The sequence below is a fragment of the Paenibacillus sp. 1011MAR3C5 genome, from assembly GCF_003591485.1.
Taxonomy (GTDB): Bacteria; Bacillota; Bacilli; order Paenibacillales; family Paenibacillaceae; genus Pristimantibacillus.
Genome location: NZ_QZCF01000001.1, coordinates 224,042 through 247,186, shown reverse-complemented (window position 1 = coordinate 247,186; position 23,145 = coordinate 224,042). Strand labels below are relative to the sequence as shown.

Annotated in this window: 18 protein-coding genes and 3 tRNA genes; 20 read left to right on the top strand and 1 reads right to left on the bottom strand. The window is 52.6% G+C overall.

The features are described from left to right. Nucleotides 1–60: 60 nt before the first annotated feature. The 14 genes from D3P07_RS01195 (at nt 61) to D3P07_RS01130 (ending at nt 19,694) form a co-directional block, all read left to right on the top strand. Nucleotides 61–1,296 (top strand): LL-diaminopimelate aminotransferase, encoded by a 1,236-nt coding sequence (locus D3P07_RS01195; protein ID WP_119798270.1) that lies wholly within the window; start codon nt 61–63, stop codon nt 1,294–1,296. Between the two features lie 361 nt (nt 1,297–1,657). Beyond that, nucleotides 1,658–2,224: a bifunctional pyr operon transcriptional regulator/uracil phosphoribosyltransferase PyrR gene (pyrR, locus tag D3P07_RS01190; RefSeq protein WP_119798269.1), complete on the top strand. Its 567-nt coding sequence runs from the start codon at nt 1,658–1,660 to the stop codon at nt 2,222–2,224. A 5-nt stretch (nt 2,225–2,229) separates the two neighbouring features. Then, nucleotides 2,230–3,129 (top strand): aspartate carbamoyltransferase catalytic subunit, encoded by a 900-nt coding sequence (locus tag D3P07_RS01185; RefSeq protein ID WP_119798268.1) that lies wholly within the window; start codon nt 2,230–2,232, stop codon nt 3,127–3,129. Nucleotides 3,130–3,200: 71 nt separating this feature from the next. Further along, nucleotides 3,201–4,484, top strand: a complete 1,284-nt coding sequence (locus D3P07_RS01180; protein ID WP_119798267.1) for a dihydroorotase — start codon at nt 3,201–3,203, stop codon at nt 4,482–4,484. Between the two features lie 57 nt (nt 4,485–4,541). Continuing rightward, nucleotides 4,542–5,687: a carbamoyl phosphate synthase small subunit gene (locus D3P07_RS01175; RefSeq protein ID WP_119798266.1), complete on the top strand. Its 1,146-nt coding sequence runs from the start codon at nt 4,542–4,544 to the stop codon at nt 5,685–5,687. Next, nucleotides 5,674–8,892, top strand: coding sequence for a carbamoyl-phosphate synthase large subunit (carB, locus tag D3P07_RS01170; protein ID WP_119798265.1), 3,219 nt, complete (start codon nt 5,674–5,676; stop codon nt 8,890–8,892). Before D3P07_RS01175 ends, carB begins: the two co-directional genes overlap by 14 nt. Before the next feature lie 72 nt (nt 8,893–8,964). Continuing rightward, the gene (gene pyrF, locus D3P07_RS01165) at nt 8,965–9,699 is read left to right on the top strand and encodes an orotidine-5'-phosphate decarboxylase (protein WP_259391286.1); all 735 of its coding nucleotides are present in this window, start codon (nt 8,965–8,967) and stop codon (nt 9,697–9,699) included. Continuing rightward, complete coding sequence (pyrE, locus tag D3P07_RS01160) at nt 9,692–10,339, top strand: orotate phosphoribosyltransferase (RefSeq protein WP_119798263.1); 648 nt, start codon at nt 9,692–9,694, stop codon at nt 10,337–10,339. Before pyrF ends, pyrE begins: the two co-directional genes overlap by 8 nt. A 204-nt stretch (nt 10,340–10,543) precedes the next feature. Then, complete coding sequence (locus D3P07_RS01155; protein WP_119798262.1) at nt 10,544–12,274, top strand: methyl-accepting chemotaxis protein; 1,731 nt, start codon at nt 10,544–10,546, stop codon at nt 12,272–12,274. A gap of 191 nt (nt 12,275–12,465) precedes the next feature. Further along, nucleotides 12,466–13,239, top strand: coding sequence for an ABC transporter ATP-binding protein (locus D3P07_RS01150; RefSeq protein ID WP_119798261.1), 774 nt, complete (start codon nt 12,466–12,468; stop codon nt 13,237–13,239). Beyond that, nucleotides 13,205–14,284 (top strand): efflux RND transporter periplasmic adaptor subunit, encoded by a 1,080-nt coding sequence (locus D3P07_RS01145; protein WP_119798260.1) that lies wholly within the window; start codon nt 13,205–13,207, stop codon nt 14,282–14,284. Before D3P07_RS01150 ends, D3P07_RS01145 begins: the two co-directional genes overlap by 35 nt. Before the next feature lie 3 nt (nt 14,285–14,287). Continuing rightward, the gene (locus D3P07_RS01140) at nt 14,288–17,197 is read left to right on the top strand and encodes an ABC transporter permease (protein ID WP_119798259.1); all 2,910 of its coding nucleotides are present in this window, start codon (nt 14,288–14,290) and stop codon (nt 17,195–17,197) included. Nucleotides 17,198–17,203: 6 nt separating this feature from the next. Further along, complete coding sequence (locus D3P07_RS01135; RefSeq protein WP_119798258.1) at nt 17,204–18,100, top strand: ABC transporter ATP-binding protein; 897 nt, start codon at nt 17,204–17,206, stop codon at nt 18,098–18,100. Beyond that, nucleotides 18,093–19,694 carry an ABC transporter substrate-binding protein gene (locus tag D3P07_RS01130; RefSeq protein WP_259391285.1) on the top strand — a complete coding sequence of 534 codons (1,602 nt, stop codon included), beginning with the start codon at nt 18,093–18,095 and terminating at the stop codon, nt 19,692–19,694. The genes D3P07_RS01135 and D3P07_RS01130 overlap by 8 nt, the downstream gene beginning before the upstream one ends. 74 nt (nt 19,695–19,768) lie before the next feature. Here D3P07_RS01130 and D3P07_RS01125 read toward each other — a convergent pair whose 3' ends face one another. Next, entirely contained in the window at nt 19,769–20,281 is a 513-nt protein-coding gene (locus D3P07_RS01125) for a 2'-5' RNA ligase family protein (RefSeq protein ID WP_119798257.1), read from the bottom strand. 403 nt (nt 20,282–20,684) lie between these two features. Here D3P07_RS01125 and D3P07_RS01120 point away from each other — a divergent pair. The 6 genes from D3P07_RS01120 (at nt 20,685) to D3P07_RS01095 (ending at nt 23,094) form a co-directional block, all read left to right on the top strand. Next, nucleotides 20,685–20,761, top strand: a tRNA-Met gene (locus D3P07_RS01120). A gap of 39 nt (nt 20,762–20,800) precedes the next feature. Then, nucleotides 20,801–20,877 (top strand) — tRNA-Ile (locus D3P07_RS01115). A 19-nt stretch (nt 20,878–20,896) separates the two neighbouring features. Next, a tRNA-Leu gene (locus D3P07_RS01110) sits at nt 20,897–20,985 on the top strand. A 175-nt stretch (nt 20,986–21,160) separates the two neighbouring features. Continuing rightward, entirely contained in the window at nt 21,161–22,111 is a 951-nt protein-coding gene (locus D3P07_RS01105) for a site-specific integrase (RefSeq protein WP_220482003.1), read from the top strand. A gap of 119 nt (nt 22,112–22,230) precedes the next feature. Beyond that, nucleotides 22,231–22,593, top strand: a complete 363-nt coding sequence (locus D3P07_RS01100; protein ID WP_259391284.1) for a hypothetical protein — start codon at nt 22,231–22,233, stop codon at nt 22,591–22,593. A 102-nt stretch (nt 22,594–22,695) separates the two neighbouring features. Then, nucleotides 22,696–23,094 (top strand): YkvA family protein, encoded by a 399-nt coding sequence (locus D3P07_RS01095; RefSeq protein ID WP_119798255.1) that lies wholly within the window; start codon nt 22,696–22,698, stop codon nt 23,092–23,094. The last annotated feature ends 51 nt before the right edge of the window (nt 23,095–23,145 follow it).

The following is a 23,145-nucleotide window of genomic DNA, read 5'->3' as shown; positions in this document are numbered from 1 at the left end:
CTCAAGTGCGTTATCCTAAACGTAGAATTGTTGTATTCTACAAAAGGAAAGGTGAAAGCAATGACAGCCATTAACCACAACTACTTGGAGCTGCAAGGCAGCTATTTATTTTCTGAAATCGCCAAACGCCGTACAAAATTTATGCAGGAGAACCCGAATGCCGAGATTATTAGCCTGGGCATCGGCGACGTTACACGCGGTCTGCCTGAAGCGGTTGTAAAGGCGATGCATGAAGCCGTCGAGGAGCTGGCACAGCCTGGCTCGTTCCGCGGTTACGGTCCGGAGCAAGGCTACGACTTCTTGATTCAAGCGATTATCGAACATGACTACAAAGCACGCGGCATCGATATCGCATTGAACGAGGTATTCCTCAGCGACGGCTCCAAATGCGATGTAGGCAATATCCAGGAAATCTTCAGCCAGGACAGCATCGTAGCCGTACAGGACCCTGTTTACCCTGTATATGTGGATACGAATGTAATGGCGGGCCGCTCCGGCAAGTACAACCAGGAGACCAAGCGTTACGAGAACATCGTCTACCTGGAATGCACGGCGGAGAACAATTTCAAGCCAAGCCTTCCTGACCGCAAAGTGGATCTGATCTACTTGTGCTATCCGAACAATCCGACGGGCATGACGCTTACGAAGGATGAACTTAAAGTGTGGGTAGATTACGCAAGAGAAAACAATTGCATCATCTTGTTCGACTCCGCGTATGAAGCGTTCATTCAGGAAAAGGATGTGCCGCACAGCATCTATGAAGTGGAAGGCGCGCGTGAAGTAGCGATTGAGTTCCGCAGCTTCTCCAAGACCGCCGGCTTCACAGGCGTGCGCTGCGCTTATACCGTTGTACCCCGCGAGCTAAAGGGCCTAGACGCGAACGGAAATTCCGTCCTGATCAATGATCTGTGGAACCGCCGCCACACAACCAAGTTCAATGGCGTATCTTATGTGACGCAGCGCGGCGCTGCTGCGATCTATTCCCCTGAGGGCAAAGAGCAAATTGCTTCGCTGGTGGAGTACTATATGACGAATGCAGCGATTATCCGCGACGGCCTTGCATCGATCGGCCTTGAAGTGTTCGGCGGTGTGAATGCGCCTTACATTTGGTTGAAGACGCCAAAAGGCATGGATTCCTGGAGCTTCTTCGACAAGCTGCTGTCTGAAGCGAATATTGTCGGAACGCCAGGCGTAGGTTTCGGCCAAAGCGGACAAGGCTACTTCCGCTTAACGGCATTCGGCAGCCGCGAGAATACGGAGAAAGCGGTAGATCGGATCCGCAAGCTCAGCCTGTAAGCGGAAATTAATCAGCAACCCATTCGAATTGCCAACGCTATCCTTGTATAGTCGGGAACGGATTCTCCACACTATGGTTAAGCAAAGGGCGTTACGCTCTTGACTTCTTATGCCCAACGTGGGATAATTCCTATGATACAGAGCAGTACCTTTAATTCAGTCCCGTGAGACTGGCAAGGTAGCGTGAATATAGGTCTATAATCGGATAGGAACAGGAGTCCTCTCTCCGCGCGGTTTGTGCCGGCCGAGAGAACGGGACCTGCTCTATTCCTGACTAATCACACCAACTCCTTGCGAACTCCGCAAGGAGTTTTTTTGTCGGAGCAAACGGAGAAAAGTTGTAGCGAAGAGGTGAGCGGTTATGGCGGAAGAAGAGCATCTGGTCATTATGGACGAAACGGCGATTCGTCGGGCATTGACGCGTATCGCGCATGAAATTGTCGAAAAGAACAAAGGCATCGACGACTGCGTCATTGTTGGGATTCGCACAAGAGGCATCTATTTGGCTAACCGCGTCGCGGAACGGATCGGCGAGATTGAAGGAAGGCCGGTACCGGTTCGGGAGCTTGATATTACGCAGTACCGGGACGACCGGCTGGATGCGGCTGTGACCAAGGCGGAAGCCGCGGCTGCGCTCGGCGAACTTGAGGGCATGCCTTTTACAACGAAGGACAAGATTATCATCCTGTTCGACGATGTGCTGTATACGGGCCGGACCATCCGCGCCGCCATGGACGCCCTGATGGATTGCGGACGGCCGAGAAGCATACAGCTGGCTGTGCTGGTCGACCGGGGCCATCGCGAGCTGCCGATCAGGCCAGACTTTATCGGGAAGAACGTTCCTACCTCCAAGCAAGAACAAATACAAGTCGCGCTAAAAGAGATCGACACCATCGATCAAGTGACCTTAATCAACCAAAGGGGGTAGACCTAATGACGCTTGCACAATTGAAAGAGCGCAGCTTGCTCGGTCTGAAAGACCTTGACAAAGAAGAAATCGAATCCATCCTGGAGCGAGCGGCTCATTGGGAGAAGCACCCGGTTAAAGTACATGGAGGCCAGCAAGGCAAATTCGCGGCAAACATGTTTTTCGAGAATAGCACAAGAACGAGATTTTCATTCGAAGTAGCGGAGAAGCGGCTTGGCGCCGAGGTAATCAACTTCTCTGCGGCGGCTTCCAGCGTCGAGAAGGGCGAATCAATCTACGATACGGTGCGGACTCTTGAGTCGATGGGTATCGATGTTGGCGTCATTCGCCTCAAGCCGACAGGACTCCTGGCTGAATTGGCCGAGAAGATCAAAGTCCCGCTTGTCAATGCGGGCGATGGCAACAACGAGCATCCGACGCAGGCGCTGCTGGACCTGTACACGATGCGCAAGCAGTTCGGCTCGCTGAGCGGCCTGAACGTATCGATCGTCGGCGATATTCTGCACAGCCGGGTAGCGCGCTCCAACCTGTGGGCGCTGCGCAAATTCGGCGCTAACGTAAGCTTCTGCGCACCGAGCAACATGCAGGCGAAGGAGCTTGACGCTCCTTACATCTCGATGGACGAAGCGCTGAAGGCCGACGTGGTGATGATGCTGAGAGTACAGCTGGAGCGACATGAGAGCGGCATGCTGAATTCGGCCGAAGCTTATCGCGAGCAATACGGCCTGACGGTTGAACGAGCGCAGCGCATCGCGCCGCATGCAATCATCATGCATCCTGCACCGGTTAACCGGAATGTGGAGATCGACGGGGATTTGGTAGAGCACCCGCAATCCCGCATCTTCCCTCAGATGGAGAACGGCGTGCCGATCCGTATGGCGGTAATCGAACGCGCACTTAGCTAAACGCAGAAGACAGGCTTCCGGACCATCGGCAGCAAGCGACAGAGCGAATACAATCGGAGGGTGATCAGAACATGTCATTGTGGATTATTAACGGCAACGTATGGAACGAAGAAAACGGCAAGCTGGAGCAAAAGCACATACGCGTAAGCGACGGACGGATCGCCGAGGTCGTTGACGCCGGAGTTATCGACACAGGCAGCGCGGAAGTGATTGACGCAGCAGGCAAGCTGGTATCGGCAGGCTTCATCGATATGCACGTCCATCTGCGCGATCCGGGTTTTGAACATAAAGAAGATATCGTGACGGGCTCCCGTTCGGCAGCGAAAGGCGGATTCACAACAATCGCCTGCATGCCGAACACACGCCCGGTCATCGACAAGCCTGAGACCGTAAAATATGTATTGGACAAAGCGGCTGAGGCTGGATTGGTGAAGGTACTGCCTTACGCAGCCATTACGAAAAACGAGCTCGGACGAGAGCTGACGGACTTTGCCGCTCTGAAGGAAGCAGGAGCGATCGGCTTTACGGATGACGGCGTAGGCGTACAGAATGCACAAATGATGAAAAACGCGATGGCGCTGGCCAAATCGCTGGATATGCCGGTCATCGCACACTGCGAGGACGATTCGCTGGTGGAAGGCGCTTGGGCGTCGGAAGGCGAATTTTCCCGCAAGCATGGCATTAAAGGAATCCCGAATGAATCCGAAGCGATTCATGTAGGCAGGGACGTGCTTCTAGCGGAAGCGACAGGCGTGCATTACCATGTCTGCCATGTCAGCACGGAGCAATCGGTACGCCTCATCAGACTGGCGAAGTCGATCGGCGTATCGGTGACGGCGGAAGTATGTCCGCATCACCTGCTTCTGTCGGATGAGGATATCCCGGGTCTGGACGACGCGAACTGGAAGATGAACCCGCCGCTGCGCACTCCTCGCGATGTGCAGGCCGTCATTGAAGGGCTTGAGGACGGCACGCTGGACATGATCGTAACGGACCATGCGCCGCATAGCGCAGAAGAGAAGGCACGCGGCGTCGACCTGGCGCCATTCGGCATCGTCGGCTTCGAGACGGCTTTCCCGCTTCTATATACAAAGTTTGTTGCGACAGGCAAGTGGACGCTTGGCTTCCTCTTGAAGCGCATGACGCAAGATCCTGCCCGTGTGTTCCGCCTGGAGACAGGCCGCCTGGAGCAAGGCGCGCCGGCGGATCTGACGATCGTAGACCTGGAGAGCGAGCGTGCGGTTGACCCGTCGACCTTCTTGTCGAAGAGCAGCAATACGCCATTCGGCGGCTGGGAGCTGAAGGGCTGGCCGGTTACAACGATCGTCGACGGCAAGATCGTCTGGTCGGAATAAGGAATAGATACGGAATCCATTTTAAGCATAAAGAAGAACACCAGAGGAGTGATACGGATGCAAGCAAGACTATTGTTGGAAGACGGAACGTTATTCACCGGCTTGTCCTTCGGCGCAGAAGCGCAGATGATGGGCGAGGTTGTATTTAATACAGGCATCACAGGTTATCAGGAGGTTCTCTCCGATCCTTCTTACTGCGGACAAATCGTTACCATGACGTATCCGCTGATCGGCAACTATGGCATTACACGCGATGACTTCGAGGCGATCCGTCCGTACATTCATGGCTTTGTCGTACGCCGCCATGAGCCGGTGCCAAGCAACTGGCGCGCCCAATATTCGCTGGGCCAACTGCTGAAGGAATACGGCATTCCAGGCATCAGCGACATCGATACACGTATGCTTACCCGCAAATTGCGCCACTTCGGCACCATGAGAGGCCTGATTACAACGGGCAATGAGCGCGTAGAAGAACTGGCAGAGCGCCTGAACCTGTCCACTCTGATGACAGACCAGGTTGCGCGCACATCGACCAAGCATGTGTTTTCAAGCCCAGGCAATCGCGAACGCATCGTATTGGTTGACTTCGGCGCGAAAAGCGGCATCCTGCGCGAGCTGACGCAGCGCGGCTGTGACGTTGTAGTCGTGCCTCACGACACGACGGCAGACGAGATTCGCCGCCTCGCTCCGGACGGCATCCAGCTGTCCAATGGCCCTGGGGATCCGAAAGATGTACCGCATGCGGTGAAAATGATCTCCGAGCTGCTGGGCGAAATTCCGATCTTCGGCATCTGCTTGGGTCACCAGCTGTTCGCTCTGGCTTGCGGAGCGGATACAGGAAAGCTGAAATTCGGCCATCGCGGCGGCAACCATCCGGTTAAGGAACTGGCGACGAACCGTTGCTACATCACTTCCCAAAATCATGGCTACACAGTAGTGGATTCCTCGATTGAAGGAACAGAGCTGGAAGTTACACATATCAACAACAACGATAAAACGATCGAAGGACTTAAACATAGCAAGTTCCCTGCCTTCTCCGTACAGTACCATCCGGAAGCGGCACCGGGACCGTTCGACTCCAGCTATCTGTTCGACGAATTCCTGGAGATGATCCGCACGCACAAAAAAAACAACCCACAAAAACCTCGTCAGGCTGTGTTGTCGGAGACGTTGAAAGGAGAGCTTCAGTATGCCCAAAAATAATGAACTCAAAAAAATTCTCGTAATCGGGTCCGGCCCGATTGTCATCGGACAAGCGGCGGAATTCGATTATGCCGGCACTCAAGCTTGCCAAGCGCTGAAGGAAGAAGGCTATGAGGTTGTTCTGATCAACAGCAATCCGGCTACGATCATGACCGACACGAACATGGCTGACAAAGTATACATCGAACCGATAACGCTTGAATTCGTAAGCCAAATCATTCGTCAAGAGCGTCCAGACGGCTTGCTGCCTACACTCGGCGGACAGACCGGCCTGAACATGGCGGTTGAGCTGGCGCGCGCAGGCGTGCTGGAACGCGAAAATGTGAAGCTGCTCGGCACACAGCTGACAGCGATCGAGAAAGCGGAAGACCGCGACCTGTTCCGTGAGCTGATGCGTGAGCTGGAGCAGCCTGTACCGGACAGCGACATCGTTACCACGGTAGAAGAAGCGGTAGCATTCGCGAACACCATTGGCTACCCGATCATCGTACGTCCTGCTTACACGCTGGGCGGCACGGGCGGCGGCATCTGCGCGAACGAGGAAGAGCTGCGCGAGATCGTAGCTTCCGGCATCCGCTACAGCCCGATCAACCAATGCTTGATCGAGAAATCGATCGCCGGCATGAAGGAAGTTGAATACGAAGTCATGCGTGACGCGAACGACAACTGTATCGTGGTCTGCAACATGGAGAACTTCGATCCGGTTGGCGTACACACAGGCGACAGTATCGTTGTCGCGCCATCCCAAACACTTTCCGACCGTGAATACCAAATGCTGCGTTCCGCATCTCTGAAAATCATCAGAGCGCTGAACATCGAGGGCGGCTGCAACGTTCAGTTCGCGCTTGATCCGCATAGCTACCAATACTATGTTATCGAAGTTAACCCGCGCGTAAGCCGCTCTTCAGCGCTTGCATCCAAAGCGACTGGCTATCCGATTGCGAAGATGGCTGCGAAGATCGCAATCGGCTACACCCTGGATGAGCTGGTAAACCCGGTTACAGGCCAAACTTATGCATGCTTCGAGCCTACGCTCGACTATATCGTATCGAAAATCCCGCGCTGGCCGTTCGACAAGTTCGTCAACGCCAACCGCAAGCTGGGCACGCAAATGAAAGCGACTGGCGAAGTTATGGCTATCGGCCGTACATTCGAAGAGTCGATTCATAAAGCTGTACGTTCCCTGGAGATCGGGGCTCACCGCCTGCATTTGAAAGACGCAACTTCCCTTGAGGAAGACGTGCTGCGCACGCGCCTGGCTAAGCCGGACGATGAGCGCATGTTCCTCGTAGCGGAAGCGTTCCGCCGCGGCTTCTCGCTGCAAGAGCTGCAAGACATTACGAGCATCGACTGGTGGTTCCTGGACAAAATTCAATCCATCGTGGCATTCGAGGATCGTCTGCGCAAGGAAGCGACGCTGTCGGTTCAGTCGCTGTACGAAGCGAAGCGCAAAGGCTTCTCCGACCGCTCTATCGCAGAAATCCGCAAGGAAGGCTTCCCGAATGGCAGCCATACGACAGAAGCGGAAGTACGCGAGTTCCGTCTGCAAAACGATTTGAAGCCTGTATACAAAATGGTTGATACATGCGCAGCGGAATTCGAAGCAACAACGCCTTACTACTACTCGACTTATGAAGTTGAGAATGAAGTAACAGAGACAACGAAGCAGAAGGTGCTGGTGCTGGGCTCCGGACCGATCCGTATCGGCCAAGGCATCGAGTTCGACTACTCCACTGTCCATGCGGTATGGGCGATTCAAAAAGCGGGTTACGAAGCGGTTATTATCAACAACAACCCGGAGACGGTATCGACCGACTTCAGCACATCCGACCGCCTGTACTTCGAGCCGCTCTTCTTCGAGGATGTCATGAACGTCATCGAGCAAGAAAAGCCGATCGGGGTCATCGTTCAATTCGGCGGACAGACAGCGATCAACCTGGCAGCTCCGCTTGCCAAAGCTGGCGTGCGCATTCTGGGCTCCAGCCTGGAGAGCATCGATGCTGCCGAAGACCGCAAGAAGTTCGAAGCGCTGCTTCGCAAGCTGAGCATCGCACAGCCTGACGGCAGCACTGTAACTTCGGTCGACGAAGCGGTTGAAACGGCGCAGAAGCTCGGTTATCCGGTGCTGGTACGTCCATCCTACGTTCTGGGCGGACGCGCTATGGAAATCGTCTACTCCGACGAAGAGCTGCTGAGCTACATGGAAGTGGCTGTGAAGATCAATCCGGAGCATCCGGTTCTGATTGACCGCTACATGCTGGGCAAGGAAGCGGAAGTCGACGCGATCTGCGACGGCGAGACGGTGCTTATCCCGGGTATAATGGAGCATGTCGAGCGCGCAGGCGTTCACTCCGGCGACTCCATCGCGGTCTATCCGCCGCAATCGCTGTCCGACGATATCAAACAGCAAATTGTCGATATTACGATTAAGATTGCTAAAGAGTTTAAAGTCATCGGTCTGGTTAATATCCAGTTCGTCATCCATCAGGAAAAGGCTTATGTCATCGAAGTTAACCCGCGCTCCTCGCGTACGGTTCCGTTCCTGAGCAAGGTAACGAGCCTGCCGATGGCCAACCTGGCGACACAAGCGATTATGGGCACGAAGCTGTCCGAGCTTGGCTATACAGACGGTCTGTGGCCGGAAGACGAATACGTATCGGTCAAAGTACCGGTATTCTCCTTCGCGAAGCTGCGCCGCGTAGACCCGACGCTGACACCGGAGATGAAATCGACGGGTGAGGTTATGGGCCGCGATGTGCAATATGCGAAAGCTCTATACAAAGGACTTATCGGCGCAGGTATGAAGATTCCGACTTCGGGCACCATCGTGGCGACCGTTGCGGATAAGGACAAAGAGGAAGCTACGGAGCTGCTCCGCGGATTCTACAATATCGGTTACAAAATTATCGCAACCGGCGGTACGGCTGACGCGCTTGAAGCGGCAGGTCTGTATGTGACCCGTGTGAACAAGCTGAGCGAAGGCTCGCCGAACATCCTGGATCTGGTACGCGAAGGCAAAGCCCAATTCGTCGTCAACACGCTGACGAAAGGCAAAACGCCGGAACGCGACGGATTCCGTATTCGCCGCGAAGCGGTCGAGAACGGTGTGGTCTGCATGACCTCGCTGGATACGGTCCGCGCATTGCTGAACATGATGGAGACAATCAACTTCTCCTCGCACGCCATGCCGGTTGTACAGAAGTAAGCAATAAGACGAAGCTTCTGGGGCGTGCAAGCGCCTCAGAAGCTTCAACACTATATAGAGGGGGACATGGCTGTGAAACTGACGAGAGAACAAGCGGCGAAGCGCGTAATGGTGGCGCTGGATTACCCGGAAGCTGCTGCGGCCGAGAAGCTGATCGAGGAGCTGAAGGGAATTCCTTGCTATATGAAGGTTGGCATGCAGCTGTTCTATGCGGCGGGTCCCACATTCGTATCTAGTCTGAAGGAACGCGGCTATTATGTCTTCCTGGACGTGAAGATGCACGACATCCCGAATACGGTCAAAGGCGGCTCAAACAGCGTGACGAAGCTTGGCGTTGATATGTTCAACGTGCATGCGGGCGGCGGACAAGCCATGATGGAAGCGGCGCTTGAAGGCGTGGATGCCGCGCTGTCCAGCGGTGCGGCAAAGCCGGCTGTCATCGCGGTAACCCAGTTAACCAGCACGAGCCAGTCGGTTCTGAACGACCAGATCGGTATCGGAGGCACGGTAGAGGAAGCGGTCCTTCGCTACGCTTCCCTAGCGAAGGCAGCGGGCCTTGACGGTGTCGTGGCTTCTCCTTCCGAGGTGGTGGCCATTAAGTCGGCGCTGGGCGCTTCCTTCCAGACGGTCACGCCGGGCATTCGTCCCGCCGGAGCCGCGCTGAACGACCAGTCCCGCATTATGACGCCTGCCGAGGCGCTGCGCCAAGGCACGGATTATATGGTCATTGGCCGTCCGATTACAGCGGCAGCGCAGCCGCGCGAAGCATTGGAAACTATTATCGAGGAGCTGATTTCGGTTGAGTAACGTATCATTGGCGTCTCTGCCTAACGAGATTGCAAAGAGTTTGCTGGAGATCGGAGCGGTAGCACTTCGTCCGAATGAACCCTTTACCTGGACATCGGGGCTGAAATCCCCAATCTACTGCGATAATCGCCTGACAATGGCGTATCCGGATATTCGCGACCTGGTTGCCGAAGGCTTCGCAACGATTATCCGCGAGCGTTATCCGGATGCGGAAGTAATCGCAGGGACATCGACAGCGGGCATTCCGCATGCTGCATGGGTTGCTCAGAAGCTGAACCTGCCGATGGCTTACATTCGCGACAAAGCAAAGGGCCACGGCAAGCAAAATCAAATCGAAGGCCGAATTGTCCCAGGTCAGAAGGTCATCGTCATCGAGGACCTGATCTCGACCGGCGGCAGCTCGCTAAAGGCGGCACAGGCGGTTCGTGAGGCAGGGGCTGAAGTCAGCGCTGTACTGGCGATCTTTACCTACCAGTTTCCTCATGCGGCTCAAGCGTTCGAGAATGACGGATTTACCCTGGATACGCTTTCGAATTATTCGGCTTTGATCGAAACGGCGGTTCAAATGGGCAAGGTTGCAGAAGCAGACGTTGCAGCGCTCCAAGCCTGGCGCAACGATCCTGAGTCGTTCGGCAAGTAACAGCCACTTAGCAAAGATAAGCGTACTGTCTGGATGAGACGGTACGCTTTTTTTGGTGCCATCGCACCCGAGAATGCGCATTCTTTCGGTCTATTTCAAAATTCGACAATATTCTTTAAAAATTTGCAGCCCCTCCTTTTTTCTATAAGGCAATAGACCGATATAAGTATAGATAGTTACAGAACTGTGGAAGGTTGGGGGTTAATGATGAGTTTTTCGTTGCGATGGAAGATTGCGGTCATGGCAGTGCTGCCGCTGCTGTGCTACGCGGTGTCCGTCCTGTATGTCTTGGGCGAGGAAAGAAAGACATTTAATATTATGGCGGAAGAAATCTATGAGAATGCAAATCAGGTCGAATCGTTGATTCTGAATGCGGACCGCGACATGTATCAAGCTTATGTCGCCTATCTCAAAATCGAGTCCGGCAAGCTGGAGCATGAACGGTTTATTTCAGCACAAACGGATATGTCAGAAAACAAGGATCAGGCAACTGAGCGCATAGCGGCCGCCAAGGCGCTGATGGAGAAGGCCGATTTGCTTCATCTGGCTCATGGCGCGTCCGGGAAGACGGCCGGCGAAATCTTCGATGCTTTCGACACCGCGTTCAATAACTGGTTCACGGAAGCGTATTCGGCAACAGAGGACGGCAAGGCCGAGATCAGCGAACAGATCGAAGGCGACTTCCGGCTAAGCCGGAGCGGCATCGACGAAGTGGGCGAAAGCATGGACATTCATGCTGAAGAGACGATTAAACGAATTGAAAAGGATTTGGATAAAAACCAGCTGTCGACTCTGATCTCCATGATTGTAGTTGCGGCATTGCTCATCGGATATTCGGCCATGATGATCAAGTTCATTATGAATACGATCCGTTCTGTAGTGAGGAAGACCAAGCTGGTCGGCGAAGGCGATCTGACTGTGGAGCCCGACCGCAAATACATTAAGGATGAGCTTGGCCAAATCTCGCGTTCGGTTGACGATATGATTGCGAACATGAACGGTCTGATCACCGGAATTATGAGCAACACGCGCAAGGTTAGCGAGTCGTCCTCGCAGCTTGCAAGCGCGGCAAGCGAGTCTGCTTCAGCTTCGGAGAATGTCGCGCAGAACATTCAAGAAGTGGCGACCAGCTCCGAGAGCCAGGCGCGCGGTGCGAAGGAGATGTCGCGAGCGATTGAAGAGATGGCGGTAGGCATCGGCCGAATCGCCGAGAATACATCGGATATTGCAGATCAATCGAATGTCACAACGGCACAGGCGGATCAAGGACAGGATGCGCTCCATCGCCTTGTAGGCCAGATGGACGAGATTAAGACAGTAATTACGAAGCTGTCCGATACAATCGGCACGCTGGAGAATCGGTCGCAGCAGATTGGCGCTATTGCCGAGAACATTACAGCATTCTCCAATCAGACGAATATTTTGTCGCTGAATGCTTCCATCGAGGCAGCCCGTGCAGGCGAGCACGGACGCGGATTCGCGGTTGTTGCCGGCGAGATTCGCAAGCTTGCAGCCAGCTCGTTGGAGTCGGCAGAGCATATTAACGATCTGGTAACGCTAACGCAACAGGAGATATCCGGCGCATCGGGCTATATGAGAGAGACGATGCAGCAAGTGGAGTACGGCGGAGAACGGATGAAGGACGTTAGTCATAACCTGAATCTGATTGCGGCGTCGATTACGCAAATGACGCAGCAGATCCAGGAAAACTCTGCAATTACGCAGCAAATGTCGGCAAGCTCCGAGGAAGTGAGCGCTTCGGTCGAGCAAAGCGCAACAAGCGCGGTCGTCAATCTGGAGAAAACAGAAAGCGTCGCGGCAGCGACGGAGGAGCAGCTTGCGCTTATGGAGAGCATCTCGTCCTCATCGAAGGAACTGGATGCGATCGTCCGGGAGCTTAATAGCTCGGTGGCGCACTTCAAAGTGAAGCAATAGAAGCGGGATATCCGCTCTGGCTATGGATTTTTTGGCCGGGGCGGATTTTTGCGTGATAGCTGAAGGTTAGCTGAAAAAAACTTTTAGAAAAACATGTCACTATTCGTAACTTTTTTATACTTTGCACCGTCTATGTGTGTAGATTAGAATTATGAAGTTTTAGGTAGAGGATTGGGGGAGAGGGGAAGCCTATGGCCATCATGCAAAATGCCGAGATTAACGATGATCAAGAGGCTCAAACAGAGGAAGCCGTGCAGCGGGAGAAAACGAGTGAGAGGCTTTCGCAAGGGATCGGTGAAACATTGCTGTCTGTCAACCAGGTTGAACGAATCTTCCAGGTTGGAGGCAGGTCTTTGCATGTCTTGAAAGGGATTCAGATGGAAGTGAAGCAGCAGCAGCTCGTCATGCTGAAGGGGCGCTCAGGCTCCGGCAAGACGACCTTGCTTAACTGTCTTGGAGGCCTCGATACACCGAGCAAAGGCGAGATCGTGTTCAACGGCCAACCATTCAGCACGAAGAGCGACGACGAGAGAACGCTCGTCAGGCGCAAAGATATGGGATTTATCTTTCAGGCGTTCGCGTTGATGCCGCTGCTGTCTGCCTGGGAGAATGTAGAGCTGTCGCTTCGCATGGCGGGTATGCCGCGAGCGCAATGGAAGGAACGCGTTGAGGAATGCCTGACGCTGGTAGGACTTGAGAAGAGGATGCATCACCGTCCGTTCGAGCTGTCCGGGGGCGAGCAGCAGCGTGTTGCGATTGCCAAGTCCATCGCGCACAAGCCGATTCTGCTGCTTGCCGACGAACCGACGGCCGAGCTGGATACGGGGATGTCTGCGCAAGTCATGGCAGTCTTTCAAAATATTATTCGCACTGAAAATGTCTCTATCTGTATGACTACACACGATCCTACAATTTTGGAGGTTGCCGATCATGTCTATGAAATGGTGGACGGGAAGTTTATTTAAACGTTCATTGATAGTTGCAATGAGCACGACAATTGTATTTACAAGCGGCTGCTCGCTGCTGCCTAAGGAAAAAGAAGAAGAAGTGCTGCCGGAGATTGTGCCGGCGCAAATCTCGAAGAAACCGGAATATGAGGTCACAACTGCCACGCTGGTGCAAGGCGTACCTTTGACGGGAAAGCTCATCTCCATGGAGGAAGAAACGCTGTACTTCACCCTCGGCGAGAAGCATATTCAAGAGGTCTATGTGAAAACAGGCGACAAGGTTCAGGCGGGCGATATTATCGCGGAGCTGGACGTTGAGCAGCTGGAGAAGCAGCTGAGGAACGATCGCTTATCGTTCCGCCGCGACGAGAACGAGATGAAGAAGACGCTTCGGGACCGCGACACGATGGAGCCGCTCGAATTCGAGGAGCAGCAGATCCTGTTCGAAGAGAAGCGCCAGAAGCTCGTTGACCTTGAAGAAGAGATCGCTAAAGCGACGCTGGTTGCGCCGTTCGCCGGTACAATCGTATCGCTTAACGTTCAGAAGGGCGACACGGTGAAGGCATATGACCCTATCGCGATCGTAGCGGACACTTCGCTGATTACGCCGGCTTCGAAGCTGACCAAAACCGAGCTAGAGAAGGTTGCGGTAGGCATGGAAGTGGAAGTCACCATTACAGGCGTAGGCAAGCTAACAGGCAAGGTTAAGCAATTGCCGGTCAAATCGACCGAGCAGAACAACGGCGGAGGCGGCTTCCCTGGCGGCGGCAATGGCGAAAACAAGCCTGAGCGTCCGGAAGACTTTATGCTGCTGGATATTCCGAAACTGCCTAAGGACTTGAACCGCGGCACGCCTGTAGCCATCAATGTCATTATGAAACGTACCGAAAACGCTATTGTGATTCCGCCATCGACGCTCCGCAACATCGGGACGCGTACTTATGTCCAGGTGACTGATGAAAACGGCAAACGCGAGGTGGATGTCCAGGTAGGCCAGCAGACGCATACCCAAGTGGAAATTTTACAAGGGCTTAAGCCGGGACAGAAAGTCGTAGGTAAATAGCCCATGGGTATTCCGCTGTTTCGATTCTTATTCCGCAAAATGTGGAATACGCGATGGTTGACGTTAAGTACGCTGGCGGGCCTGATCTTGGCCGTCGCCTTCGCGACGAGCATACCGATGTATGCGGATGGGGCGCTTAAGCGGGTAGTAGCCGAGTCATTGAATGAGAAGAGCGAAGGCATGCCCGCAGGCTCCCTGCTAATACGTTATCAGTCTACTCCAGGACAAGCGACGGAGCTTGGCGCTTTGTCCACCCTGGATGAATACATCAAATCTGAAGTGCCAAAAGACATCGGCTTTACATACACGACGTATTTGAAAAACTACTCCATTCGCAGTGCCGATGTCGTGCCTGAAGATCCAACAACGGTCGATGCCGGCCGTAACCGCCAGCTGACGATGATGTCGTTGACGGAACTGAAGGACCATGCAGAGATTGTGCAAGGCCGCTGGTTCGAGGACGGCGCGGGCAAGTCGGATCTTATTGAAGCGGTCATGCTGGAAGAAGCGATGTTCCGCAATGACGTACATATCGGTGATATTTTCGAATACCCGGTATATGGCGGTCTGAACCTGACGCTTCGCGTTCAGATTGTCGGCGCAGTCAATCCGCTTGACGCGTCGGATGAATATTGGTATCAAGGCTTCGACAGCTTGTTCAACACCCTGCAAGTCAATGAGGATACCTTCCAGAAGGTGCTGATGGAGCAGAACAAAATTCCGCTTCATAATGCAGGCTGGTACTATTCCTTCGACCTGTCCGAGGTGAAGACGAGCCAATTGTCCCCGCTGGGACGTACGCTTAACCGGTTGGATATCGAGCTGTATCAACGGTTGAAGGATACGCGTGTGGAAATTTCATTCGCTTCCATCCTGACGGAGTTCAAGAAGCAGAGCCTTCAATTGCAGACGCTGCTCTTCACGCTCGCCGCACCGATGATTGCGATGGTATTCTTCTTCATCGCGATGAACGCGCGCCAATCGCTCGACAAACAGCGCAGCGATATCGCCGTTCTTCGAAGCCGGGGTGCCGGCACCAGGCAGATTATATGGATCTATCTGCTTGAGGGATTGTTGCTTGGCGCGGTGGCGCTTGGGCTAGGGCCGTTCATCGGCTGGTTCATGGCCAAGAGCATCGGCTCCGCCAACGGCTTCCTGTCCTTCGTCAACCGGAAGTCTATTCCGGTAGGCTTCTCGACGGAAGCGATGATTGCCGGCGGCAGCGCCGTATTGCTTGCGATTATGGCGACGGTTATCCCGGCCATCATGTATGCCAGAGCTTCCATCGTCAGCTACAAGCAGGACCTGGCACGCTCCGACCGCAAGCCGGTTTGGCAGCGGTGGTTCCTTGATGTGCTCCTGCTGGCGGCAGCCGGTTATGGCTGGTATATGTTCAACGAACGTCAGATGCTGACGTTCAAGACGGGTATGACAACGGATCAGCTGAACGTTCAGCCGTTCTTGTTCTTCGTACCGGCGCTCTCGATCTTCGCGCTGGGCCTATTCTTCCTGCGGCTGTTCCCTTGGCTGCTGAAGCTGTTCAATTGGCTGGGACGGAAGTTCCTTCCGGTTCCGCTCTATTTGACGCTTACTCAGCTATCACGTTCATCAAAGGGCTATTATCCGCTGATGATTCTGCTCGTATTGACACTTGGTCTTGGGGTCTACAATGCTTCGGCGGCGAGAACCATCGACTTGAACTCGACGGAGCGCACCCTATATAAATACGGATCAGATGTCATTATTGAGACCGTATGGCATGGATCGCCGGAAATAACTCAGCAACCGTCTGGCGGCGGGGGTGGAGGAAATGGCGGCGGCGGCGGTGGAGGCGGCAACGGAGGCGGCGGCGGTGGCAACGGCGGCGGCGGAAATGGCGGTGGAGGCGGCAACGGTGGCGGCGTGCCATCCCGCATTTTGTACAATGAACCGCCGTTCGAGATCTACCGTCAGCTGGAAGGTGTCGAAGCGGCTGCCCGTGTCTTGACGACAAAAGGCAACATCGTAGTCTCCGGAAAGTCGATCGGCCAAGGTAATATTGTCGGCATCGACAACAAGGATTTTTCGGAAGTAGCTTGGTTCCGTGACGATCTCTATCCGGTGCATCCGAATTACTATTTGCACAATTTGGGGTTATTCGAGCATGCGGCCATTATTCCAAAAGGCGTCGCAGACAAATATCAATTGAAGCTCGGCGATATCGTCTCCGTTGGCTTCCCGGACGGAATGATTGAGTTTTCGGTTGTCGGCATCTTGCCATATTGGCCTAGCCAGTACCCGGATAAGACGCCGTTCATCATTACGAATCTGGACTATATCTTCGATCAGATTCCGATTATGCCATACAACGTGTGGCTGAAAATGAAGCCTGACGCGCTTGTCGCGCCAATCGTCGATGAGCTGCAAAAGGCTGGTATGGAAATTGCGAGCATTAAAGACGTTCGCAGCGAGCTCCTTACCCAATCGAAGCACCCGACAAGAGGAGGCGTATTCGGCATCCTGAGCCTTGGCTTCCTAGTATCGGTAGTCATTACGCTGGCGGGCTATGTGCTCTATTGGTTCTTCAACCTGTCGGGCCGGGTCGTACAATTCGGTGTCCTGCGTGCGATGGGATTATCTCGCAAGCAGTTGACCGGCATGCTTCTTCTGGAGCAGCTGTTTACAGCAGGCCTAGCGATCGGACTCGGCGTTCTGATCGGCAAAGTGGTCAGCAAGCTCTTCCTGCCTTTCTTGCAGACGACAGAGAATGTCGCAGAGACGGTTCCGCCGTTCCGCGTCATCTTCGAGGCGAGGGATACGAATCAACTCTTCGTAGTCGTAGGCGTCATGATGCTGGTCGGCGCGGGGCTGCTCTTCCTGCATATCCGCAGACTGAAGGTGCATCAAGCAGTGAAAATGGGAGAGGAGCGTTAACGGCCAATGATCCATTGCGAAGGACTAGTCAAAATATACAAAACCGACGATCTCGAGGTCGTTGCGCTTCAAGGTCTGAATCTGACTGTCGAAGACGGCGAGCTGATGGCGATTATCGGCAACAGCGGCAGCGGCAAATCGACGCTTCTTAATACACTTGGAGGACTTGACCGGCCATCAGCCGGTCAAGTCAAAGTCGGTCCATGGGATTTGCTCAAAATTACGGAAGAGGAATTGGTACAGTACAAGCGGGATACGGTCGGCTTTATCTGGCAGAACAATGCCCGCAACCTCTTGCCTTATCTGAGCGCGCTTGAGAATGTGGAGATGCCGATGATGCTTTCCGGCAAGACGGACCGCGCATATGCCAAGCAGCTGCTGGAGTGGGTTGGCTTGAAGGAGCGGATGCACAACAAGCTGCATCAGCTCTCAGGCGGCGAGCAGCAGCGGGTTGCAATTGCCATATCACTGTCGAACCGTCCCAAGCTTCTGCTAGCGGATGAGCCGACAGGCTCTGTCGATACCACTACATCCGACATGATTATGGGCATCTTCCGGAAGCTGAATCGAGAGATCGGCATCACGATTGTCATTGTTACGCATGACATGACCTTGGCAAGCAAGGTTGACCGCGTTGTGGCCATACGTGACGGTCTCACTAGTACGGAATTTATTAAGCGCAATCCCAATATTACGGATGGGGGGGATTTAATTCAGTCTGCGGGCCGAAACCTCAATTCCGTTCATGAAGCATACGTGGTCGTGGACCGGGTCGGACGGCTTCAGGTGCCGAAGGAGTATCTTACGGCATTGGGCATTAAAGATAAGGCATCCATGGAATTCGACGGAGAGCGGATTGTGATCTCTTCGCCAAAATCATTAGGAGGTAGTGGCAATGAATAAAAATGGCCATATTAAATCTCGTTTTTCAAGATGGACGACGATTGCTCTGACGCTCACGCTCCTTACCGGCTTGCTGTCCGCATGCAGCGGAGGCAATGATCCGTCTAAGGCTGAGACATCCGTCATACGTATCGGCGTGCTTTACGGCGGTGCTGATAACGAGCCTTACTTCCGCCAGCAGTATACGGATATGTTCGAGATGCAGAATCCGAACGTACAGTTCGAAATTGTAGGTGCGATCAACCACGAGGATCAGCGTTACGTACAGACCGAGCCTGGCAAGGAACAAGAACAGCCGGATCCTTATGAAAAAATGAAAGAAATGATGACAGGCCAAAACCCTGTTGATGTAGTGGTGCTGGATTACAACATGCTGCGCCGCTTTACGCAAGACAATCTGCTTCAGCCGCTGGATCCGATGATCCAGAAGGATAAATTTGATATTAGCGACTATGTGCCAACAGTCATCGACGGCATCAAGTCGGTAGGCGACAACAACATCTATGCGCTGACGCCTACATTTACGTCTTCGGCACTCTTTTATAACAAAAAGATCTTTGCAGAAATGAATATCGAACCTCCTACGGACAAAATGCAATGGGAGGATGTCTTCAATAAAGCGCGCCAGGTAGCGAGCGGAGAAGGCGAGGATCGCGTATTCGGATTCTCCTTCAATCGCTGGGCCAATGATCCGTTCAGTGATGCAAGCTACTATAGCAATGCTCTGCAGCTTCGTTACTGGGATGAAAAAGGCGAGACGATGCTGGTTAACAACGATCAATGGCTGAAAGTATGGGATTCGGTCTACGGTCTTCACAAAGATAAGATCGTTCCAGATCAGCAATATATGAATCAGCTGTATGAGAAGAGAAGCAGCAGCCCGGATGCGCCATTCGATCCATTCTTCGGCGATCTGTTCCTGAGCGGCAACGTTGCGATGATGATCAGCGAATCGTATTATGTGAACGAGCTTCGCAGAGCAAACGACAATGCGGCGAATATCAAGGATTTTGAAATGGTAGACTGGGATGTTGTGACAGTGCCAGTAAGCGCAGCAAATCCGGATGCGGGCGGCAATATCGGCCTCAGCCAGCTGATGGGCATTAACTCAAAGGCTCAAAACCCGGAAGGCGCTTGGGACTTCATCAAGTTCTCGAACAGCAAGGATTGGGCAAAGCTGAAATCGAGAAGCAATTACGAGCTTGTAGCGCGCAAGGAGTTCCTGAAGCCTGTTGGCGACTTGACGTACAATATCGATGCATTCACATCGCTCAAACCATTGCCGCCTCTCTCCAACAATGACGACAAGCTGCATCGTGAGAAGCCGGGTCTATGGCAAGCACAAAGCTTCGGCTATGAGCTGTTCCAAGAAGTCATAAACGGAACAAAGACGACGAAGGAAGCACTCGCTGAGTGGGAAACGAAAGGCAACGCCGCTCTTCAGCAAACGAACGAAGGTGGAGGCGACGGTTCCATCGGTACTATGCCTATGCCAAGAACGATGACGGAAGAAGAAGCCGTCAAAGCTGCTGCTGGGGAAATTGATGTGGAAGTGGAAGAAGTTCCAGTTGATGAAGTGGCAGTTGAAGAATAAGGAATGATTAAAGCCGCTGTGCAGCCTCTACAGGCCGAACAGCGGCTTTTCTTTGTAAATGAGGGTTCTTTGGGCTACCCCTCCAATTGAAAAGATTGATAAGCCGTCCAGGCTCCCTGGTCGGTCTGGTAGAGCAGGTGGACTCTGTCTACGTGGCTTGTATAGCGGATTTGGCTTATTTTCAGTTTGCCGTGAAGATCGTGCAGCTCGCCTTCGGCCAACTGTTGTCCGATCGTGACATGCGGCGTATACACGTATTTCGGCTGCGTAATGGCTAGCGGTCCGCTGCAGATCTCCTGATGCAGCTTAATGACCGGAGCGGGATCTTCCAGCGCATAATAGAGGACATGGCTTACAGGAAAAAAGGTTGATACGCGATTGAACGTCATCAGGAACGGTGGGGTCTGGACGGCCACAGCTTTTACATGTGAAATGGCTTGCTGCAGCTTCTCATCGCTCCAGTCCTCCGCTTCCCGCAGGGTCATATGGGGAGGAATATGGCAGTAATGCGGATCATGACGGATACGCCAGCTATTGGCGGCGTCCTGAACTTCCTTCTCTGGGAATAGGGCAATACCGAACAGCATTGCATTCATCTCCTTCCAAATTGATTGCTTGTTATGACTAGTATACCCGAAACATGGAATAGCTAAGAACAGGACATGCTTGTATTCGCATATTTTTGGGTATTCTATACGCAACATCGGCGCAACTGGAGGCGTGCTTTTTATGAAATGGGTATATTGGCTTCGTTTGTATGAAACGAAATTTCAAGCGGGATGCTTGGTGAAGCGTATGGAAAATGACTGGTGGATCTATGGCTATGACTGTCCTCGTGAGGTGGAGGTTTTTCGCTCGCGCAAGGGACGATATGGGGTGCGTTTTCTCCCGTAGCATAATTTAGAAAATAATGCTTGACTGTAAGTATTGACCTATAGTATATTAATTCATGTCGCCATTTAAAGAAGCTACTGCTCAAATGGTTAACGTCGCGGGGTGGAGCAGCCCGGTAGCTCGTCGGGCTCATAACCCGAAGGCCGCAGGTTCAAATCCTGCCCCCGCAACCAAACTTATCGATCAAATACGTTTAAATAAACGTTTTTCGAGGGCCCTTAGCTCAGTTGGTTAGAGCGGTCGGCTCATAACCGATTGGTCGGGGGTTCGAGTCCCTCAGGGCCCACCATTTGTCTTAGCATCACCATGCCGGGGTGGCGGAACTGGCAGACGCACAGGACTTAAAATCCTGCGGTAGGTGACTACCGTACGGGTTCGACCCCCGTCCTCGGCACCACTTGATTTCTTAGGGTTTCGGCCCTTTAGTGAACATTCGCTAAATCGTACATAATCGCTTGGTCCTGTGTATCTGAATTGGGCTGTTCAGGTACACAGGATCACAAGTGAAAGCATGAATCCTCCTTCGCAGTGCTTGGGGTAAAACTCAGGTGATGATGAAGGAGGTTTTTGTTATGGCAGGACGTTTAACTAAGGTGAAGAAGGCGGCTCCAGCATCATATGAGTTGGCACTTGAACAGTTCTTGATATGGAAGAAAGCGCAGGGCATTTCCGAACAGACGATGAAGGACTACAGGGAACATGTAAATCGATTCTTCCGTCGATATCCCGAAGCAAGCAAACCATGGGATGCAGAAGCGTTGGAAAAGAGCGCATACGATTATCTGGGCGAGGACGGTATTAAACCAGCTACTTATAATAATCGGCTTGTGTATCTAAGCACGTTCTTTAACTGGTGTGCTGACAAAGAGATGATCGATGATAATCCGCTGCTGAACTTCAAGAAACGGAAAGCCGAAGGCCGCATTGTCAATCTGGATGAGAACGTGATCCGCGAGCTACTGATGTCACCCGATACAAGCACTTATACGGGGTTGCGCGATCAAGCACTTATGTTGTTCTTTTTGGACACTGGCATACGTCCAAAAGAGGCTTTTGCGCTTCTGGAATCGGACTTTAATATCCGTGCATTGGAAGTCGAAGTAAGGCAGGAGACGGCTAAAACGAAAGCTTCACGCACGCTACATTATTCGCCCGAAACGGCTAAGGTAATTTCGGAATTGTTATCTGTTAGACCAGAGGAATGGGGTGAATCAGTTCCCATCTTCTGCACCTATGAAGGTAAGGCGTTAAATCGGCATACATGGGGAGACAGGATTGAATTCTATTGCAAGAAGCTTGGAACGCATATTGTCCCGTACGACCTGCGGCATTCGTTCGCGATCTTGTTCCTGCGTCAAGGCGGGAATGCACTGGCTCTGCAACGGATGCTGGGTCACGTCACACTGGAGATGACGAAGCGATATGTAGCACTGACGAACAATGACTTGAAGAATCAGCATACCATGGCTTCGCCAATTAAGAGACTGCTACCGTCAAAGAAGCGGATGGTAAAGCTGAAATAGGAATGACAATTGCGGGGGTTCGCCTCCGCTTTCTTTATTGAGCCTATACTACTAGGAGAAGGGGATTCATCGATTATTGCCGAAATCTTTATTATCGAACTTTGTGAGGTGACTTAATCATGTATGTGCTTGTAACGGAGCTAGATGAAGTGCTCGATAATGTGAAACAATTCAATGCTGATCTGAAGGCTGGCAGGGATGTAAATGACCAGTTGAGTCAATTTACGCATTGGTACTACATTTCCGAATTGGATCAGTTCGGCCCCAGTAAGTATGTCGGTTATAAGAACATGACCAGTAATGATTATCTACGCGGAGACGGTAAGGACGGCAGGGATACCGAGAAAGTATTGAAGAATTGGTTTGCGACATTGGACGAAGAAGATACGCGGTACACACCGCTCTGGGTTAAACTAAATGATATGTTGTACGAATACAGGAAGAGCCTGCGGAAGAACGCTAAGATTCATGTGCTAAAATAGTTCACAGGGCTTAATATCCATTTTTGCAGGATTTAGTTGATCTATGTCGAATGAACTGAGTTATGGGTTGCAAAAGTCCTATTCGATAGTGACAACAAGGAGATGATAAGCGTGTCGGAGCAAGAGGTATCAAATTCAAACTATACCGATGAATCATTCTGGGAGAAGCTGAAGAAGTTTGCGAAGAAGGCGGGTTGTAAGGTAGTATATGCGGCTCTGTTGCTCTATTTTGCTCTACAGAATCCTAAGACACCAGCCTGGGCCAAGACGGTTATTATCGGAGCGCTAGCGTATTTTATATCTCCAGTTGATGCGATTCCTGATATTACCCCAGTTGTAGGGTTTAGTGATGATCTAGGGGCGTTGGCCGCAGCTTTGGCTATCGTCGCTGTCTATATCGATGACGAGGTAAAGTCTAAAGCAAGGGCGAAACTGTCAGATTGGTTCGGTCCAGACAGCCTTGACGATATTGCCGATATCGATGAGAAGCTAAATAAATAATGATGAGGTTTGGGGCACTGCACACAGGTGTCTCTTTTCTTATACCGCTGA